17 protein-coding genes are annotated in these 19,349 nt (G+C 38.3%); 16 read left to right on the forward strand and 1 reads right to left on the reverse strand.

The features are described from left to right. Positions 1–860 precede the first annotated feature (860 nt). Positions 861–1,601 carry a hypothetical protein gene (locus ACFIKY_RS06675; protein ID WP_375636382.1) on the reverse strand — a complete coding sequence of 247 codons (741 nt, stop codon included), beginning with the start codon at positions 1,599–1,601 and terminating at the stop codon, positions 861–863. A 396-nt stretch (positions 1,602–1,997) separates the two neighbouring features. Here ACFIKY_RS06675 and ACFIKY_RS06680 point away from each other — a divergent pair, with 396 nt between their 5' ends. From ACFIKY_RS06680 to ACFIKY_RS06755, 16 genes are all read left to right on the forward strand, one after another. Beyond that, on the forward strand, positions 1,998–2,324 hold the full coding sequence (locus tag ACFIKY_RS06680) for a TrbC/VirB2 family protein (protein WP_375653154.1): 327 nt from the start codon (positions 1,998–2,000) through the stop codon (positions 2,322–2,324). After that, positions 2,325–2,633, forward strand: a complete 309-nt coding sequence (locus ACFIKY_RS06685; protein ID WP_273788309.1) for a type IV secretion system protein VirB3 — start codon at positions 2,325–2,327, stop codon at positions 2,631–2,633. A gap of 22 nt (positions 2,634–2,655) precedes the next feature. Continuing rightward, positions 2,656–5,010, forward strand: a complete 2,355-nt coding sequence (locus tag ACFIKY_RS06690; protein ID WP_375636421.1) for a VirB4 family type IV secretion/conjugal transfer ATPase — start codon at positions 2,656–2,658, stop codon at positions 5,008–5,010. Then, positions 5,007–5,528, forward strand: coding sequence for a type IV secretion system protein VirB5 (locus ACFIKY_RS06695; protein ID WP_375636378.1), 522 nt, complete (start codon positions 5,007–5,009; stop codon positions 5,526–5,528). Before ACFIKY_RS06690 ends, ACFIKY_RS06695 begins: the two co-directional genes overlap by 4 nt. Beyond that, positions 5,515–6,501 (forward strand): type IV secretion system protein, encoded by a 987-nt coding sequence (locus tag ACFIKY_RS06700; RefSeq protein WP_375661568.1) that lies wholly within the window; start codon positions 5,515–5,517, stop codon positions 6,499–6,501. The genes ACFIKY_RS06695 and ACFIKY_RS06700 overlap by 14 nt, the downstream gene beginning before the upstream one ends. A gap of 197 nt (positions 6,502–6,698) precedes the next feature. Next, positions 6,699–7,001 carry a hypothetical protein gene (locus ACFIKY_RS06705; RefSeq protein WP_015856709.1) on the forward strand — a complete coding sequence of 101 codons (303 nt, stop codon included), beginning with the start codon at positions 6,699–6,701 and terminating at the stop codon, positions 6,999–7,001. After that, a complete protein-coding gene (locus ACFIKY_RS06710) occupies positions 6,955–7,659 on the forward strand; it encodes a virB8 family protein (protein ID WP_273788313.1) in 705 nt (234 codons plus the stop codon). Before ACFIKY_RS06705 ends, ACFIKY_RS06710 begins: the two co-directional genes overlap by 47 nt. Further along, on the forward strand, positions 7,656–8,522 hold the full coding sequence (gene virB9, locus ACFIKY_RS06715) for a P-type conjugative transfer protein VirB9 (RefSeq protein WP_375636374.1): 867 nt from the start codon (positions 7,656–7,658) through the stop codon (positions 8,520–8,522). The genes ACFIKY_RS06710 and virB9 overlap by 4 nt, the downstream gene beginning before the upstream one ends. Then, positions 8,515–9,675: a type IV secretion system protein VirB10 gene (virB10, locus tag ACFIKY_RS06720; RefSeq protein ID WP_375636372.1), complete on the forward strand. Its 1,161-nt coding sequence runs from the start codon at positions 8,515–8,517 to the stop codon at positions 9,673–9,675. The genes virB9 and virB10 overlap by 8 nt, the downstream gene beginning before the upstream one ends. Next, positions 9,672–10,742 carry a P-type DNA transfer ATPase VirB11 gene (gene virB11 / locus ACFIKY_RS06725; protein ID WP_375647473.1) on the forward strand — a complete coding sequence of 357 codons (1,071 nt, stop codon included), beginning with the start codon at positions 9,672–9,674 and terminating at the stop codon, positions 10,740–10,742. Before virB10 ends, virB11 begins: the two co-directional genes overlap by 4 nt. A 65-nt stretch (positions 10,743–10,807) precedes the next feature. Continuing rightward, the gene (locus ACFIKY_RS06730) at positions 10,808–11,023 is read left to right on the forward strand and encodes an antitoxin VbhA family protein (RefSeq protein ID WP_375620165.1); all 216 of its coding nucleotides are present in this window, start codon (positions 10,808–10,810) and stop codon (positions 11,021–11,023) included. Positions 11,024–11,033: 10 nt separating this feature from the next. Continuing rightward, positions 11,034–12,668, forward strand: coding sequence for a BID domain-containing T4SS effector (locus ACFIKY_RS06735; protein WP_375661569.1), 1,635 nt, complete (start codon positions 11,034–11,036; stop codon positions 12,666–12,668). A gap of 154 nt (positions 12,669–12,822) precedes the next feature. Then, entirely contained in the window at positions 12,823–14,739 is a 1,917-nt protein-coding gene (traG, locus tag ACFIKY_RS06740; RefSeq protein WP_375636367.1) for a Ti-type conjugative transfer system protein TraG, read from the forward strand. A gap of 1,022 nt (positions 14,740–15,761) precedes the next feature. Then, a complete protein-coding gene (locus tag ACFIKY_RS06745) occupies positions 15,762–15,965 on the forward strand; it encodes a hypothetical protein (protein ID WP_375636365.1) in 204 nt (67 codons plus the stop codon). 10 nt (positions 15,966–15,975) lie between these two features. Further along, positions 15,976–17,574 carry a BID domain-containing T4SS effector gene (locus ACFIKY_RS06750; RefSeq protein WP_375661570.1) on the forward strand — a complete coding sequence of 533 codons (1,599 nt, stop codon included), beginning with the start codon at positions 15,976–15,978 and terminating at the stop codon, positions 17,572–17,574. A 313-nt stretch (positions 17,575–17,887) separates the two neighbouring features. Next, complete coding sequence (locus tag ACFIKY_RS06755; protein ID WP_375647472.1) at positions 17,888–19,057, forward strand: BID domain-containing T4SS effector; 1,170 nt, start codon at positions 17,888–17,890, stop codon at positions 19,055–19,057. The last annotated feature ends 292 nt before the right edge of the window (positions 19,058–19,349 follow it).

Below are 19,349 nucleotides of genomic sequence, written 5' to 3' on the forward strand. Positions count from 1 at the left end.
GAGTAAAAATGACGAAATTAGAAGGCGCACTAATGTTTTTGTCCAACTGATTTCAATAGTGACATTGCGATAGGAACCGCGCCCCGCGCCCTATAGAAAGCCTATGAGCATTATAATACTTAAGTATCACGATCAATAGACTACAAAGCTATTACAAAAAAGTATGAGCTCTTTTCACCTATTTGTATGTTGATTATTGTTTCCCCCATCAAATGCTTAAATAAAAACGTCTTGTGATATATAGAAACAATCAACAATGCAAATCATTTTTACGAAGATTTCTTCGTGTAGCGTCTGTTTGAAATCCATCTTTTCGAAGTCTGAGTTTAGAAGCAGATAATTATGAAAGCTTTTCAAGGAATTAAACAGATTGATCACTTTTAAAGAAGTAAAAAAACGTGATCCAATCTTGAAGACAAAATTCTAATGAAAAAAACTTTTGCTATGAATTCTTTTAAGGCACTGTAAAATATTCTATCCGTTATATCAAATGTTACGCCATTTTGGGATCTATTCATTTTTCACTTTTATCAACTCCACTCTAGAAATCCATTTCTTGAGCGTTTTTTATCGTCTCATTTTCTCCTTCAAACACAAATACTCAAAAATGCTTTGCCACTAACAATGACATTTTCCTGCTTTTATAAAACACATAAGTAAAAATAGAGGAGGGATTTTGAGAGCAAACCTCCCTTGAAAAGGGAAGTATTATTCATTTACTTCACAAATACTTCACAAACGGAAATAATCTCACGGTTTATTCAAATTTGCCCTATGGTCTTTTGCCCTATGGTCTGGTGCAATTTTATTGATAAAGTTTCCTTTATACAAATTTAAATAAATATGTTCGTTAAAGCCAATCACGGATTTTCAAAGGGGTTGTAAGATCCATTATCTCGCCGCCATTTTAAAGGTTCAGTGAAATCACTTGACCAAAGACCAATCTTGTTGTTGCGTGCTTTTTCTTCCGCATGATGGTACTGGGTTGGAATAGGATCTTTCCCCTCTTTTGAGAGTACCAACATACCTTCTGTAAGACCTGCCTCAGCTAAATCAACCCCTTGAACAAAACATTGCGCATAATAAACACCATTGTGCATCAAAGCCTGTTTACAGGATAAATCCTGCCCAAGTGTTTTGGTGACAAGCCAAGCCGTTGTAACCGCACCACAGGGCCATTCTTGATCATTTAATCGTGCTTTTTGGCGTGGTGCACATGTGTCTACACCATAAAGATGAATATCACGGGTGATATATGAGCGCCAAGATTGTGCAGCAGGCGTCAGCAATTTAAATGTAACCCCACTTGTAACAGAGGCCTTACCATGAAAAACAACAGTATTATTTGCAACATCGTTTGATGAAACACTCTTCTGCAAATCGAGAGCTAGTTCATTTTTTTCTAATTGCTGTTTGGTGATAGATTTAACCAAATTTTCTTCTTCTCGGTTTTCTTCTTCTCGATAAAGATTGAGAATATCTTGTATATCTTGCATCCCAAATGTTTTAAAAATGCTGAAATCTATTTTATCTTTATATTGGCTTAATCCCCACACTATGGAACCCATAATGTAAATAATAACAATCAATTTAAATAGCATTTCTTAACACGCTCACTCAAAAAATTCATTGTTTTTCTATCCTTTCATATTATATATCACCAATACCCTTGTTTTTAAAGAAAAAATCCAGATATTTGTGTTGCATATTAACTACATTTTGTAAAGAATAATATTCCTTCTTGCATTGTTTTAATATTATTGTCTTTACCAATGAATACAACTTAAAATTGCCATTTTTATGTAACACAATCTCAATTTGAAAAGACTTCTGTCTCTTTAAGAAAAAGAGTTTGAGAGTGAACAGATCCACTATCAAGGCTTTTAAAACAAACAAACGAGAAGAATTAACTGTCATCAAATAACAGCATTTTTCAGTTTTTAGAGGCAATAGAATGTCGACATATGAACAAATATTATTTGTTAAAGAGAGGTAAAATGACAGATAATAGATCCCAGAACATCATTTTTATCGTTATCATGACCATGCTGCTTTTTACAGCATTGCTTGTATCAGATCCTTCTTATGCTGCTCCTGTTGCTGATGGGAGTGGTTTCGCAAAACTTGAAGGTGTTTTAGGCAGCATTGTCACAATGATGACGGGTCCAACGGCAAAGCTTATTGCAATTATATGTGTTGCTGCTGTGGGTATTGGCTGGATGTACGGCTTTATTGATTTACGCAAAGCAGCTTACTGTGTTCTTGGTATTGCTATTGTTTTTGGTGCCCCTACTCTTGTCGGTAAATTAGCGAGCACGGCATAAATGAACGAAGACACTCTTTTCCTTGCCTGTACACGACCGTCCATGTTTGCCGGTGTCACAATGGAAGCGATGGCGCTCAATGTCATGGCGACGTCCGTTCTTTTTATTTTAACGAGTGGTTTTACCGTGATTGGTTTTGGTATTGGGATGCACTTTATTTTGCGTGAAGTGACAAAACATGATCACAACCAATTTCGCGTATTATTTGCTTGGCTCAATACCCGAGGAAAACAAAAAAACCTCAACCGATGGGGAGGAGGTTCTACCTCCCCCTTACGCCTTATCCGCACTTATAAGGAACTAAGCTGAAGGAGCCAAACCGGTGAAACAGATGTCAATAATGAAACGGGAAACTTTGCCTGAAGAATATATTCCCTATATACGCTATATCAACCAACATGTCGTTGCTTTAAATTCGCGCTGTTTAATGGTTGTGATGGCTGTTGAGGGCGTAAATTTTGACACTGCGGATATTGATCAATTAAATTCTTTACACAACCAATTAAACACCCTTTTAAAAAATATTGCAGATGAACGGGTTGCTTTATATTCTCACATCATCCGCCGCCGTGAAACGATCTACCCAGAAGGTCATTTTCTTTCATCTTTTGCAACAACATTAGATGAAAAATATAAAAAGAAAATGGTTTCGCAAGAACTATATAGAAATGATCTGTTTATTTCACTGCTTTGGAATCCCGCAGTAGATAAAACAGAACAACTGGTTTCATTTTTTCAGCGCTTAAGTAAAGCGAAGAAAACACAATCTGAACCCGATGAGGAAGCTGTTCGTAAACTCGAAGAGTTAAGTCAAGACCTTATGCAAGGTTTAGAAGAGTATGAAGTCCGTCTGCTATCAATCTATGAACATGAAGGTATTTTATTTTCTGAACAAAGTGAATTTCTCCACCAGCTGGTGGGGGGAAGACGTGAGCGTATTCCTCTCACATTTGGAACTATTGCTTCAACGATTTACTCGGATCGTGTTATTTTTGGGAAAGAAATTATCGAAATTCGCCATGAAAGTAATGAACGCTTTGCTGGCATGTTTGGATGGAAAGAATACCCTTCTAAAACACGCCCTGGTATGACTGATGGTTTGCTTACGGTACCATTTGAATTCATTTTAACACAATCCTTTGTCTTTAAAAGTAAGGCGGCCGCCAGTGCGATTATGAGCCGCAAGCAAAATCAAATGATCAATGCAGCTGACCGTGCTAGTTCACAAATTGATGCACTCGATGAAGCGCTAGATGATTTAGAATCAAACCGTTTTGTTTTGGGCGAGCATCACATTTCTTTAGCTGTTTTTGCTGATCATCCCAAAATATTGACTGAAAACTTATCAAAAGCACGAGCCCATTTAACCAATGGGGGAGCCGTAATTGCCAGAGAAGATTTAGGCTTGGAAGCAGCATGGTGGGCACAGCTTCCTGGAAACTTTAGCTATCGTGCGCGTTCAGGCGCTATTACCAGCAGAAATTTTGCCGCTTTATCGCCCTTCCATTCTTTCCCTGTTGGCAAACTAAACGATAATGTTTGGGGAGCTGCTGTCGCATTGCTAAAAACACAGGCAGGTTCACCTTACTATTTTAATTTTCATTATGGCGATCTTGGAAATACGTTTGTTTGTGGTCCATCGGGATCTGGTAAAACAGTGATTGTTAATTTTCTTCTTGCACAATTACAAAAACACAATCCAACAATGGTTTTTTTTGACAAAGATCAAGGAGCAGAGATTTTTGTACGAGCTGGAGGAGGAAAATATAAACCTCTAAAAAATGGGCAGCCCACAGGGATTTCTCCCTTAAAGGGCATGGAATACACTGAAAAAAATAAAATCTTTCTTCGTAATTGGATCTTAAAGCTGGTAAGCGCTGAAGGGCAAATCGTAACAGAAGAAGAGCGACAAGATATCGCCAAAGCCATCGATTCTTTAGAAAACTTACCCCCAACACAACGCTCTCTTGGTGCACTTCAACTGTTTTTTGACAACACATCAAAAGAAGGTATCGCCATACGACTACAACGCTGGATTAGAGGCAATGATTTAGGGTGGGTTTTTGATAATGATCAAGATGATCTCAATTTAAATGCACAGTTCATTGGATATGACATGACCGATTTCTTAGACAATGAAGAAATTCGGCGCCCCTTAATGATGTATCTCTTTCACCGCATTCTTGATTTGATTGATGGGCGGCGCATCATTATTGTCGTTGATGAATTCTGGAAAGCTTTGGAAGATGATTCATTCAAAGCTTTTGCGCAAGATCGGCTAAAAACAATCCGTAAACAAAATGGCATGATGCTCTTTGCAACACAAAGCCCTAAAGATGCTTTGAACTCAACAATCGCGCACACAATTATTGAGCAATGCCCCACCCAAATATTTTTTCCAAATCAAAAAGCAAATTACAATGATTATGTCGAAGCTTTCAAACTTACTGAGCGTGAATTTGAACTGATACAGTCAGAATTAAGCAGAGAATCCCGCCGTTTTCTCGTCAAACAAGGACAAAGTTCCGTCGTTGCAGAACTTAACTTACGTGGAATGAATGATGAGATCGCCGTTTTAAGCGGCACAACAAAAAACATTGAACTCATGAATGAAATTATCAACGAATATGGAGCAGACCCTGACAAATGGCTGCCCATATTTTATCAAAGGAGAAAAAATCAATGAAAAAATATGGCTTAGTTACACTGTTATCTTTTTCTTTTATTTCTCATGCAATATCACAAACGACACCCGATGCGGATGAATATTATAAACAAGCACTCGAGAATACACAAAAATTAGATGCTGCAAAATCAGAAACAGCTGAAAGCATATATAAAACTGCAACTGAAACTGCAAAAAAAATTAAAGCAATAAGTCATCAACTTGAACAACTTAAGTCACAAACAGATACAACAGCAACAGAAGCTGTAAAAAAACCTAGCCTTGAAGAGTTGCAGAAGCTTCAAGCTCTTCAACAAGAGCTTCAAGTAAAACTTTCTCTTCTTCAAGCCGATCTTCAAGTGGCTTCTTTAAAACTTCAGTCTCTTGATATGATTCAAGCAAGAGATACGAAAACAAAAGACGAAATGCGTGAAGAAATGGAACAACAAAAGCATAAATACCTTGAGGCACAATTAAAAGAAAAAGAAAAACAATTAAAAGAAAAACTTGGAAGTACGAATACAAATGTCAGACTTTAGTTTTTCTCCATTTGAAAGCGTTTCTGGGTATATTTTAACCCCTCTCGATAATGTGATGGACACAACGGTGAAAGGGTTATCTTCTGCTATTTCAGCACCCTTAAATCTCGCCGCAATCATTTTTATCTTTCTTTATGGCTATAATGTTATGACAGGTCGCGTTGCGCTTTCCATGCATAGTCTTCTCAATAATGTTGTTAAAATCGTTGTTGTGACAACAATGGCAACGAATGCGGATACATTTAATACTTATGTCAAGGATATTTTCTTCAATGATTTATCCAACGCTATTGGGAATGCACTTAACAGCAATCCTGCAAGCTCCAATGTTTTTGATTATATTTTGTTAAAGGCAAATGCTCGCTATCAAGAAGTTTTATACAATGCTTGGTTTTTTGAAAAGATCATTGTGGGGCTTCTTGGTTCTATCATGCTTTTAGCCGTTATTCTTTTTTGTATAGGTGGTTTTATTGTGCAAATGTTTGCACAAGTTGCTCTCGTAATGATTATAGGTCTTGGGCCTCTATTCATTAGTTTGTATTTGTTCAACGCAACGCGAAAATACACCGATGCATGGATTACAACTTTGATCAATTTTACCATTTTACAGGTTCTCGTGATCATGCTTGGAACAATTATATGTCAAGTTATTCTACAGGTTCTCAAAGTTTCATATGAATCAATCTATGTTCTTTTCCCCCCTGTCCTCGTCATTTCGATCATAGGGGTTATTATCTTCCGTGCGCTTCCCGGTATTGCAACAGCGCTGGCCTCTGGTGGACCATACTTTAACACTGGTGTCTCTTCAGGGGGACAGGTTTTCACAATGCTTGCCAATGGTGCAAGAACGAGTGCTAATACAGTAAAAAATGCTGCTTTACAAATCTCAGGTGCTGCCGGTAACGCTACTAAAGGTGTGGCAAGCGCGGCAGCAAAAGCAGGAAGATCTGGAGGTGGTCGTGGTCGGTTTTAAGATAAAGCACCTCTTTAAAAGAATAAGCATTTTTGTTTTTGCCTTGCGTGCGCCCTTTGGCGCACGCGCCATGATCCTGTTTCAGGTAAGATCTAACATCTTAGATCTTACAACAAAACCAATCACATAGACTTTTAAAAGTGTCCAGAATAAAGGCTCTCATGCATTGTATTCCAAGATATTTGTGAGTTCAAAAAATGAAACGAAAAATAACTTTTGTTATGGTCCTAACAATCGCTCTTACTGGTTGTGCCTCTTTGAGTGGCCCCAAAAAACCACCACGCTGCAATGGCAAACATACCCGTGCTTTAAATAAAGATAAGTGGAATTGGGACAATCAAAACGTTGTCCACCCAGAAAAGAGCGTAAGGACTGTTACCACTCCCATCATTCTCAATACTTTAGAAAGTGAAAAAGCAACAGCCAATTCAGCTTTATTAAAGCCGGTTATTCATGAAGCACGATCTGATAAAACTGTGGAGGTTACGCGTGAAAAGTGATGCCCTTGAAGAATATATAAAAGAAGCGCGCTCATTTGACATTGATCGCATGCATAGCATGCGCGTGCGAATGAAAATTTCCATGGCTTTAACAGTGCTTTTTGGATTGATGACGATTGCGCTGGCTTTAGCTGTCGCAGCTTTGACGCCTTTAAAAACGGTAGAGCCTTTTGTTATCCGCGTCGATAACTCAACAGGCATTATTGATACTGTAAGCGCCCTCAAAGAATCCCCTAACGACTATGATGAAGCGATAACGCGTTATTTTGCCAGCCAATATGTTCGTGCCCGTGAAGGTTTTCAAGCATCAGAAGCAGAAAACAATTTTCGCTTAGTTTCTCTTTTATCTTCTCCAAAAGAACAAAACCGTTTTGCAAAATGGTACGCGGGCAATAATCCAGAAAGTCCGCAAAATATTTATCATAACATGATTGCTACCGTCACAATAAAATCAATCTCTTTTATAAGCAAAGATCTTATCCAAGTTCGTTACTATAAAACGGTCAGAGACTTTAATGAAAAAGAAAATATTTCCCATTGGATTTCAATATTAAATTTTTCCTACGTGAACGCACACATTTCAACGTCTGATCGTCTCATCAACCCTCTTGGTTTTCAAGTATCGGAATATAGATCTGATCCAGAGGTGATAAAATGATCAGACTTTTACAAACAACCTTTTTAATTTTTACGATCACTCTCAACTTTCACACTGTCCTCTCACTTGCAGAAACAGCGCCTGTCAGTGCACGTAAAGATAACCGCATCAGATTTGTCAATTATGACCCCTACAACGTCGTACAAATCATTGGCTCCATTCGCTCTTCAGTTCAGCTGGAATTTGCCGATGACGAAGAAGTAACCTATGTAGGAATTGGAAATTCCGTTGCTTGGCAAGTTGCACCGGCTGGTCACTTTGTTTTTCTCAAACCACGTGAAATCCAACCTGTGACCAATTTACAAATTGTCACAAGCCGTCAAGATGGAACACAACGATCTTATCAATTCGAGCTGCAAATCCGTGAAGGCGATGTTTCAGCTGGCAATGAGACATATTTCTTGGTAAAGTTTCGTTATCCAGAAGATGAAGCCTTGCGTAAGAAATTAGCCGAAGCAGAAAAAGCAAAACAACGTGAAGAAAACTTTGTCAATGATGTTTTAAATATCCATGAAGATTTTGGACCACGCAATTGGGCTTATGAAGCCCAAGGTTCATCCCTCATTGAACCTGCTTCTGTCTATGATAATGGAAAAACAACAACCTTTACCTTTTTAGGCAACATTGAAATCCCTGCCATTTACATTGTATCGCCTGATGGGCAAGAAGCGCTTATTCCCAAATCAATTAAAGGCAACAAGGTTATTGTTCATGCAACAGCTGCACAATTCACGCTACGGCGTGGGAATGAAGTATTGTGCATCTTTAATAAAAGGTTCGTACCAGAAGGAATTAACCCTGAAACAGGTACGACATCACCATCTGTACAACGTAAAGTGAACCTAGGAAGCAGCCATGAATAACACCGTGGATGAAAAAAGCATTAATGATCGCGATACAATAAAAAATGCTCAAGGAAAAAGTCAACAGAACAATGCAGGAAAAGCTATTGCTCTTATTATTCTTTTCAGTGTCTGTCTTTATTTAGCCTATTCAACACTTGTTACAGAAAAAAAACAACCAATTGAATCTTCAAAAGAAGGAAAAGTTATAAAACAAACAGAGCTTTTTCGCCCTGCAAAGCCTACCCCTTCCCCCCTTGAACAGCCTCAACGAAATAACGCTCTATTGCCAAAGGTCGAGCTACCAACACCAAACATCAATCAATTAAATTCTGATGACTCACTGTTGGAAGCAGCACAACGTGCTCCTGTATTAGCTTATGCAAATACACAACAAGGCAAAATAGATTCACAAACAAATAATGGTGTTTTGCCTCACCAACTTGAAAGTAAACCTGATGAAACGACACAACGTTTTAATCATCTTCTCAAACCCACAGTGCTTGAAGGTATTCGTGCTTCAACCCTTGGCAATCGAAACTACATCATCGCGATGGGAACTTCTATCCCTTGTATTTTAGAAACAGCCATCAACAGTGATCAACAAGGTTTTGCCAGCTGTATCGTTTCCAGAGATATCTTATCAGACAATGGTCGTGTTGTCCTTCTCGATAAAGGTACCCAAATTGTTGGTGAATATCGCGCCGGATTGAAAAAAGGCCAAACACGTCTCTTTGTGCTATGGAATAGAGCAAAAACCCCTAATGGTATCATTATATCCTTAGCTTCACCTGCAACAGACAGTTTAGGGCGTTCTGGTATAGATGGAGATATTGATAACCATTGGTTAGAGAGGATTGGATCTGCGCTTCTTGTTTCCCTGATAAAAGATGTGACAAACTATGCCAATAAACGTTTAGCAAAAAAACAAGAAAAAGAAGAAACTGAAACAATCTCTTCAGGACAAAATATTGCAAATATTGTCGTCGAAAATTATGCCAATATTCCTCCAACATTATCCAAAAACCAAGGAGAAATGGTGAATATCTTTGTTGCCCGCGATTTGGATTTTTCCAGCGTCTATAAATTGAAAGTCATCGAAAATAAAAAACAGATTACCAATCGAGCTGTTTCAAGAAACTTTTACAAAAATTCTGTGATACCTTTAAAATGAACTCAAACTTACATACCATGAGCGATGAAACCATCGCGATTGTTCTCACAAAACTTGAACCCATCCGTGCTTTTTTGAAAGATGAAAGCCTTTTTGAAATTGTTATCAATCGTCCCTACCAAGTAATGACGGAAGGTATTGATGGATGGAAAACTATAGAAGCACCGGCTCTCTCTTTTAATGAGCTTATGGGGATTGCAAAAGTTGTCGCGTCCTATTCCAAGCAAAACATATCAGACAAGAATCCAATATTATCGGCTACTCTGCCAGGTAATGAGCGCATTCAAGTTGTTATTCCGCCGGCTGTCGAAAAAAACACGATTAGTATGACAATTCGCAAACCATCATCGCAAAGTTTTTCTCTCGAAGAGCTCGCGAATAACGGTCTGTTTTCGCTCTGTGAACAGATATCTTTCACGCCATTGAATGATTATCTTTCTCGTTTTAACGAACTCAAAATCATCGAGCATAACTTAGCTCATGCCTACTGCAATAAAGACTTTGTCTCCTTTTTAAATCAAGCTGTAAAATGCCAGAAAAATATTTTAATTGCAGGAAAAACTGGTTCGGGTAAAACAACATTATCAAAAGCATTAATCGCCAAAATTCCTCAAGAAGAGCGTATTATCACCATTGAAGATACACAAGAATTGGTGATACCGCACCCTAATCATGTCTCGATGTTCTATTCAAAAGATGGACAAGGCTTAGCCTCTGTTGGACCCAAAGAATTGCTTGAATCATCTTTACGGATGCGTCCTGATCGTATTCTTTTGCAAGAACTTAGAGATGGTACAGCCTTTTATTATATCCGCAATGTCAATTCAGGTCATCCAGGTTCCATTACAACTGTTCATGCCTCAACAGCCCTTGCTGCCTTTGAGCAAATGACCCTTTTGGTCAAAGAAAGTGACGGAGGAGGTGATTTAGAGCGTGATGATATTCGAGGACTGTTGATTTCAATGATTGATATCATCATCCAATGCAAACGGGTTGAAGGAAAATTTAAGGTCACAGAAATTTATTATGATCCCTTCAAACAACGAAACATCTTTGGAGGAGACTAAAAGAAGATCACATCGGCTGCTAAAGGCTCTTTTAAAGCAACGATTGCACATAAAAGGAAAAATACATGAAAACCAAAGCAACAGAAAACAGCGAAAATCTTTTATCGATGACAGTGGAAGAATTAAAACAACGCCGTGAAGCGGTTGAAGCAGCCATCAGCACTCATGCAATAGAGGGAATAGCGCTACATTCCAAAACGCTAAAAATTTTAGAAGAATATGCAAGGGGGAATATTTCACTCGAGGAATTTAATACTCTCATGGACAACGTAACATTATAAGGAAGCTACGATGCCAAAAGCAAAAGAAAAAACAAGAAATATACAGACAGTTTCTCCCCATCATTATGTCTACCCGAACACCACAACACTCAAAAATAAATATGGAATAAAAAACTTGAAATCCTTTCTGGAGAAATGCTCGCATGATACAGCAAAAGCGATGGTTAATCTGCGTGAAGCCCCCCTACCAGAAAAATTTGATACCTCCTATCTATGCTCTATTCATTATCAGTTATTTAAAAATACCTTTGAATGGGCTGGTCATCTTCGCCATCTTCCCTTTACATTTGAAGATGGTACCACAGCCGCTATGCCCGAAATGAAAAGAACAGGATGGGAAAATCCTTTTGCACTCGGTGATGAAATCCCTGAAGGTTTACAAAAATTAGATCAAACACTTGCCGAAAAAGATAATTTGCAAGGCTTAACGCGTGAGAAATTTAACTCTGAAGCAATAAGTTTATTTAACTTCCTTAACCAACTCCATCCTTTTAGAGAAGGCAACGGACGTACACAACGGGTCTTTTTTGAAAAGCTCGCTCAAGCAGCAGGCCATCAGCTTGATTTTTCACTTGTTACAAAAGAACGCATGATGCTCGCCAGTGTTGCTGTAGCAGAAAATGGTAATCTAGAACCAATGCAACATCTATTTGAGGATATCTCTAATCCCAATAAAATACTTCTTTTAAAGGAATTCATGAACAACATGAAAGAACTTGGGCGCAATGTTAATGATCGTCCCGTTATGGTTGCAAAAGAAGGTGAAACCTACACAGGGATGTATAGAGGTGCTGGTTATGATAGCTTTGCATTCAATGTGAAAGGGGCTTATATCATCGGCAATAAAGAGCATCTCACACCAGAACAACTCAAAACATTAAAACCCGGTGACAAATTTACCTTTACAGTTCCAAAAACAAAAGAGCTTGAAAGCATTCTCATTCCAGAAGAAAGACTAGCTCCTTTGACAGAAAATAAAAAAGCCGAAATGGTTGCAGAAGATTCTTGCGTCCACGCAAGCCTAAAACAGGTCCAGAAATTGGCAAAAATTGTTTATGGTAAAGAAAAAATATTAGATAAACAGATGGTAGATATCATCAAAAATCCAAGCTTAGGCCAACAGCTCGCCAACCAGATTGAAAGAGCACCACACTCTGTTTCTCATCTTGCAGGTTTCAGTTTATGCGGACTACAAAATCAAGCACGTGCAAACGCTAAAAATCATCTTGAGATGCTCTGTACTACCGTTGCAAATTTCGCCCATGCTGTAAAACATGCAGAGAAGGAAATTACTCAAGAACATGCAACAGAACAAAGTCGTCGTGCAAAAATAGTAAAAATGCCAAGCAAAAGCTTACAAGAGCTCTTCACCTTGCCAAAAGAATTACAGAAAGAAGCTTTAGTAAAAAATCCTTTACTTCAAAAAGAGCTTACCGACTTTGTAAAAAACATTAATAGCCGTCTCTCACTAACTGAACATCAAGCTGTCAAAAATAATGAGTATGAAACACTGGCTCAAAGCATTGGTGTATCAGAAAATAAAGCCAAACAAATTACACAAACCGTTAAGCAAGCCAAAGAACTACATCAGCAAACACAAGTATGCACAATGCATCGTTCCAAAGCATTTTCTATGGCTTGCTAAGAATGGATAAAAGCTTCCTACTTTATAAGAAGGGCTCATAAACGAGAACTGTTTGGCGTCATCTGCGCTTTTTCAAAAAAGAGAGAGTTTAATATCACACACCTGAAAAAAGAGCTTTTAGCAGCATAGTCTGATAGAATTGAAAGTAAATACAATGAAATATACCAAGACACAAATGGTGCTCATTTTAACACCAATCGCTTTAGGTGCTTTAACGATATTCCTTGTTCCTCATTTTTTGTTGTTTATAACAAATGGACTAAAGAGCAATCAAATTTATTGGACTCTTCGTTCAGAACCTTTACTAGTCCTAGCACTAACAGCTGCTGTGTCATTGTTTTATAGTCTCTCGCAAAAGCTGCACTTACGTAAAGGAATTACTTTCGTTTCCCTTATCTTTTTTGGAACCACAGCTCTTTACTATATTGGTGGAGAAATAAAACGTTTAGGTCCCTATGTTGGACAACAAGGAATAACGTGGAATTATGCGCTTCAATTCATGGACCCCATGGTTGTCTTTGGCATCATCATTGGTGGTTTTTTTTCCATTATTCAATTCATAACAACCTCTCCACCTAAAAATAAGGTCAAGCGTGCAAAAAAAGGTGTGTTTGGTGAATCCGCATGGATGAATTTAAGAGAGGCAGCGAAAATTTTTCCTGCCAATGGGCAAATTGTTGTGGGGGAAAGATACCGTGTTGATCAAGATAATGTGTGCAAAATTCCCTTTTCACCTGGCAATAAAACAACATGGGGAAAGGGGGGAACAGCCCCTTTGCTAACCTTTAATCTTGATTTTGGTTCAACTCATATGATCTTTTTTGCTGGTTCTGGTGGCTATAAAACCACAAGTACAGTAGTTCCCACGTGTCTAACCTATCCAGGGTCTATTATTTGTCTTGATCCTTCAACAGAAGTCGCCCCAATGGTCAAATTTGCGCGTCAAAAGATGGGAAATAGAAATGTCATTGTTCTCGATCCCAATTCATTTTTAACAAAAAATTTTAATGTCATCGATTGGCTTTTAGACGACAGCGTACCACGCACACAACGCGAAGCAAATATTGTAAGCTTCTCCAAGTTGCTTCTTACAGATAAAAAATCAGATAATTCTTCAGCGGAATATTTCTCGACACAAGCTCATAACCTTTTAACAGCCCTTCTTGCTCATGTTATATTTTCTGATGAATATAAAGACAATGAGCGCAATTTAAAAACATTGCGTGGAATTCTCTCTCAATCAGAAACAGCTGTTGTTAATCAACTACGTATGATTCAAGAAACAACACCTTCTCCTTTTATTCGCGAAATGGTTGGTATTTTTACAGAAATGGCAGAGCAAACCTTTTCAGGAGTCTATACAACCGCATCAAAAGACACTCAATGGCTTTCTTTGTCCAATTACGCAGATCTTGTCTGCGGAGATGATTTTTTTTCCTCAGATATTACAAATGGCAATACAGATGTTTTTCTCAATCTCCCCGCAAGCATTTTAAACAGTTATCCAGCTATTGGACGCGTGATTATTGGCGCTTTTCTCAATGCCATGGTTACAGCAGACGGTAACTATAAAAAGCGTGTTTTATTTGTCTTAGATGAAGTTGATCTTCTAGGCTATATGAATATTTTAGAAGAAGCGCGCGATCGTGGACGTAAATACGGTACATCTTTAATGCTTTTTTATCAATCCTCTGGTCAGTTGGTCAATCACTTTGGAGAAGCTGGAGCACGTTCATGGTTTGAAAGCTGCTCCTTTGTCAGCTATGCTGCCATTAAAGACCTCCAAACTGCCAAAGACATTTCAGAACGCTGTGGCCAAATGACTGTTGAAGTAACCGGAACAAGCAAATCAAGAGGCTTATCTTTAGGAAAGAGTTCATACAACGTCAATTACCAACAAAGAGCTCTGATTTTACCCCATGAGGTTATTCAAGAAATGCGTCAAGATGAACAAATTATTCTTATGCAAGGACAACCTCCTTTGCGATGTGGTCGCGCCATCTATTTCAGAAGAAAAGAAATGTTAGCCGCAGCTGCCAAAAACCGCTTTGCCCCACAAAAGAAAAACTAGCCTCCTATTATGAGATCTTGACTATGAAAAGAACAACAACAAAAACAATATACATTTCTGTTTTTTAAAAGCCCGTTAACAAAAAGTTTTTGCCCACTTCCTCACACACATAGGGAAAACATGATAAAAAAACCGTGTTTTTTCCTTTTTGTATTTTGTGTATTGTTTTACCAGCGCCCATCGTCTTTATAAAAAACACCAATCCCCTCAAATCACCTATAACTAAACCAACATCTCCACTGAGGAAAGTCTGTAAATACATTCCTACAAAGCTTTTTGTGTATAATTTATCCCCTACAAAAAACCCAAAATTTAATCTTTGAGATAAGAACTCTCAAGACACCTACACTCAAGAACATCGATTTTTTCCAAAAAAATATTTTAGATATGCATCAAAATGAATAAATCGTTCTTATACAAACTTTTACCCCTTTACGATATCATAAAGTGTTCTATTTTAAAGATAAAGCGCTGAAAAAAGGCTTTTCTCCCCAACTAAAGAAAGGGTTTCCTCTCTTATGGATCTTAAAGCAGCGCAATACGATAAGAGTAACAATACAAAATAAAAAACAATTTGTTTCAAAAATACACAAACAAGATGTTCATATGGCAAGATGTTCATATGGAGCAATAAGAAAAACATAATGGAGAAAAATTTTTGATGACTGCTTTTGCCCATAGATTCACTAATCTGAGTACTGTGTATGAAAAGTACCAACTCCATCCGCAAACCAAGAGCGATTGCACCCGCCATATCCACGATCTTCATCAAAGCGCTCTTGCAAATAACTTTGTTAAAAGTAAAAAACCAACAATTTTAAACAACATTTTTCTTTTTGACCTCTTCCTTACACCTCAAAGAATGAAGGTTTTATCCAGAGTCAATTTGTAGATAATCCATTTTCTGACCACTCATGGGATTCATATCAGCGCCCTCAATAACAGTATTTTACAGCACAAGATAATAAACAAAGGAAACATCAGAAAAGCTTTCCAAAAATAAATGAAAAAAGAAAATATACATGAAAACAATCACAACAGAACATTTGGCATTTCTCACACCAAAAACCTTTCAAAAGTATCACAAAACGATCGATACAACCATCCATACACTTGAGGGAAAAGCGCTCCCTCTCATAACACCAAAATCTCAAAAGAATACGCGAAGGGGAATTTTTCACATGCAGCGTTTAAGACGCTTATCAACCACCACCCCACCTACCTAGGAGAGATTATATGTTAGAGCAAAATTATTTATATAAAGGTACCCTAACACTCAAGAATAAATATGGCATAAAAGACCCCAAAAAACTGTATGAACGCTGTGCCCATGATACCGCCAGAGAAGCCATCAATTTTCGCCATGAACCACTTCCACAAAAATTTGATTCCACTTATTTAAAATTAATCCACTGGAGCCTCTTTCACAAAACTTTTGAATGGGCTGGAAAAACCCGCGATATATCCTTTACATTTGAAGACGGAACCTCTGCCCATATGCCGGCGATGCGTCCCAAAGGTTATGAAGTTCCTTTTGCTATTGGCTCACAGATAAAAAAAGAGTTAAAACAACTCGAAAAAACACTGAATGAGAAGAACAATTTAGAAGGTTTATCGCGCCAAGAATTTGCTGAAAATGCCGCTGAAGTTTTTATGGTGCTCGAGCACGCACATCCTTTCCGAAAAGGGAATGGGCGCGTAAATCGAATGTTTATGGAAAAACTTGGACAAGCAGCAGGACATCCCATTGACTTTTCTTTCATCACAAAAGGACGCATGACAGCAGCTTGTATTGAAGCCATGCAATATGGCAATCCCCAACCGATGAAAGATCTTTTTGAAGATATCACGCATCCGCAAAAATCCCTTGTTTTAAAAGAATTCATCTCCCAAATGAGAAATGCTGGACTGGATGAAATTAACAATCGTATTGTTGTTGCCGCAAAAGAAGGGATTCCCTATGAAGGCATCTTTAGAGGTTTTTCAGCAGAAGGTTTTGTCATGGAAGTAGAAGGTGCTTTCGTCGTCGGCCACAAAGATGATCTCCCCCCAGAACTCGTCAAAACATTACTCAACGGTGCCCACCTCTGCTTTCAAAAAACCAACATTCAAAGCTTAAAAGAAACACTGATCCCAAAAGAAACATTAGCACCTCTCACACATGAAGAGTTATTCACAAGGATTTCAAATGACGCTTATGTTGAAGCATGTAGAAAAGAAATCGAAAATTTATCAAAGATTGTTTATGGTAAAGCCCATGCCTTAAAGACCAAAATGGATATCTTAACGGCAGATCCAAGCTTAGGAAATCAGTTTGCCGATCAAATTTTACAAAACCCTCAATCAATTTCTAAACTTGCAGGAAGAAAAATACTTGACATGAAAAGTCCAAATCGCAGACAGGCGGAACAAACTGCTCCACAACTCAGCCAAGCCCTTAAAAATTATGCCACAATAACAGAACAAACAAAAGAAGAAATTTTAGAGCAACATCAAAGAGAACAAAAACGCCTGAGCCACACTGTCGAAACACCTGGAAAAAATTTACAAAACCTGTTTGCCTTACCAGGAGAACAACAAAGAGAAGCTTTATTGCATTCTCGTTCACTGCGACAAGAACTCCATCACTTTTCGCGCCAACTACACAATCGTCTATCTTCAGAAGATCGTAAAGCCATACAAGAAAAAGATTATACCAGACTAGCTTGCCTACTTGGGACATCGGAAAGCAGAGCAAAAGAAATTGCGAATACTGTAAGGAACACCAAAGAAGCACAATGTCAAGCTCACACCTTAAAAGTTAATCGCTCTTCATCACTTGCTCTTACCGGCTAGAAACGCGTGAACTTTTGCCTTCCAACTAACTCTTGGCGCAAATCATTTTATCTCCATTGCGCCCACCAGTTGTTTTAGAATGTTACAAAAAACAGTCCTAAAAATGAATCCTGTAATTTACTATAACTTATTGATAAAATTTCATAAAAAAGCTGTATAAAAGACATAAATATCCACTATATACAAATATGAATAGCGCAAAATCTTTGGAGGTCATTCAATTCGATATCTGCCTTGTGTCTTACAGTTATCAAAAAGTGGGGAATGCGCCAAAGCCAAAGAGGTTTTCTAAAAATATTGAAAGGAAACAGCCATGAAAAAAAGTCACCCAACCGCTTCTACCAATATAGATGAACTAAGACAACAATTTGAACAACAAAATCTAGGAGCTTCTAATGTAGAAGACCTCTACGCAAAGGTTAATAAACCACCCAAAGAACAGCGCAACTCACAACAATATACACTTCAACAACCACCAAAAACGATCTATGCTCCCCAAAAGCCACTAGAACAACAAAACCTAGGAGCTTCTAAGGTAGAAGACCTCTACGCAAAGGTTAACAAACCACCCAAAGAACAGCGCAACCCACAACAATATACACTTCAACAACCACCAACAACGATCTATGCTCCCCAAAAGCCACTAGGAAATCCCTATGACAGACTTGGTGGAGAACCAAGTGATGGGCGACGCGCCGACAGACTCGTAGATCCCTATGCAGTAACCGATCTGGAGGCAAAAGGTTGGCAAACGTCCCCCTACGACACAGTTGGTGGAGATGCACAGGGTAGGCATTCTTCCCATGAACCAGAACATCTCTATGCAGAGCTTGAATTTGGTGAACGTGGTGGTCTCTCTCCCCAAAAATCACTCGAATCTGTCTATGCAACGGTTGGCATGGGGGCTGAAGGCAGGCAAGAATCTGAACAACGAGAAAATCCCATATATCAAGGCGTTGGCTCAGGCAAGATCTCCCCTCCCAGAACCCCAAAAGATGTTGTTACAACAAAGCTTTTACAAAATACAAGCTTTCAATATGGTGTAAGAGAAATCCAAGAGCGATGCAGAGTTGTTTATGGTAACGAGCATGCTTTGAATGGACCACTTGCGAAGATCCTTGATGATCCTCAAAATGCAGAACAAATCTTATGGGATCTTGCAGAAAATCCTCAAAGCGCTGGTAAGCTTGCAGGTCACAAAATACTTGGTGTAAAATCTCCAAGCCGCAGAGAAGCTGAAGAGGAGTTTACTCACCTTTGCTCAGCTCTTGAGAGACATATGCATAACACACAAAAGCTCCATAAACAATTTACACATGAACATGAAAGAGGTCAAAAACAAGAAAGTCCAGAAAGAGACCCAGAACACAGGCATCACCACCATCATCGTCGTCATCACACAAGAGGACAAGAACAAAATAGTCCAGAGCACAGCCCACAACGGCAAAGACATGGCGAAAAAGGAATGGCTTTTGCCATGTAAGTGAGCCCCCGTAAAGTACATAAATTTTTATTTTTCATTGAATTTCTTGGCGCAAATCGTTTCATTACGATTGCGCCAAGAGTTGTTTTAAAATATTATAAAAATAGTTCTAAAAGTGGATCCGTAATTTATCATAATTTATTGATAAAATTTCATAAAAAAACTGTATAAAAGACACAAAGGTCCGTCACACTGATCCTGAATAGCGCGAAATCTTTGGTGGTCATTCAGTTGGATATCTTCCTTTGTACAAAAGTTATCAAAACTAAAAGTGGGGAATGCACCAAAGAGG

This window comes from Bartonella sp. CR127HXZ (assembly GCF_042194555.1).
Lineage (GTDB): Bacteria > Pseudomonadota > Alphaproteobacteria > Rhizobiales > Rhizobiaceae > Bartonella > Bartonella grahamii.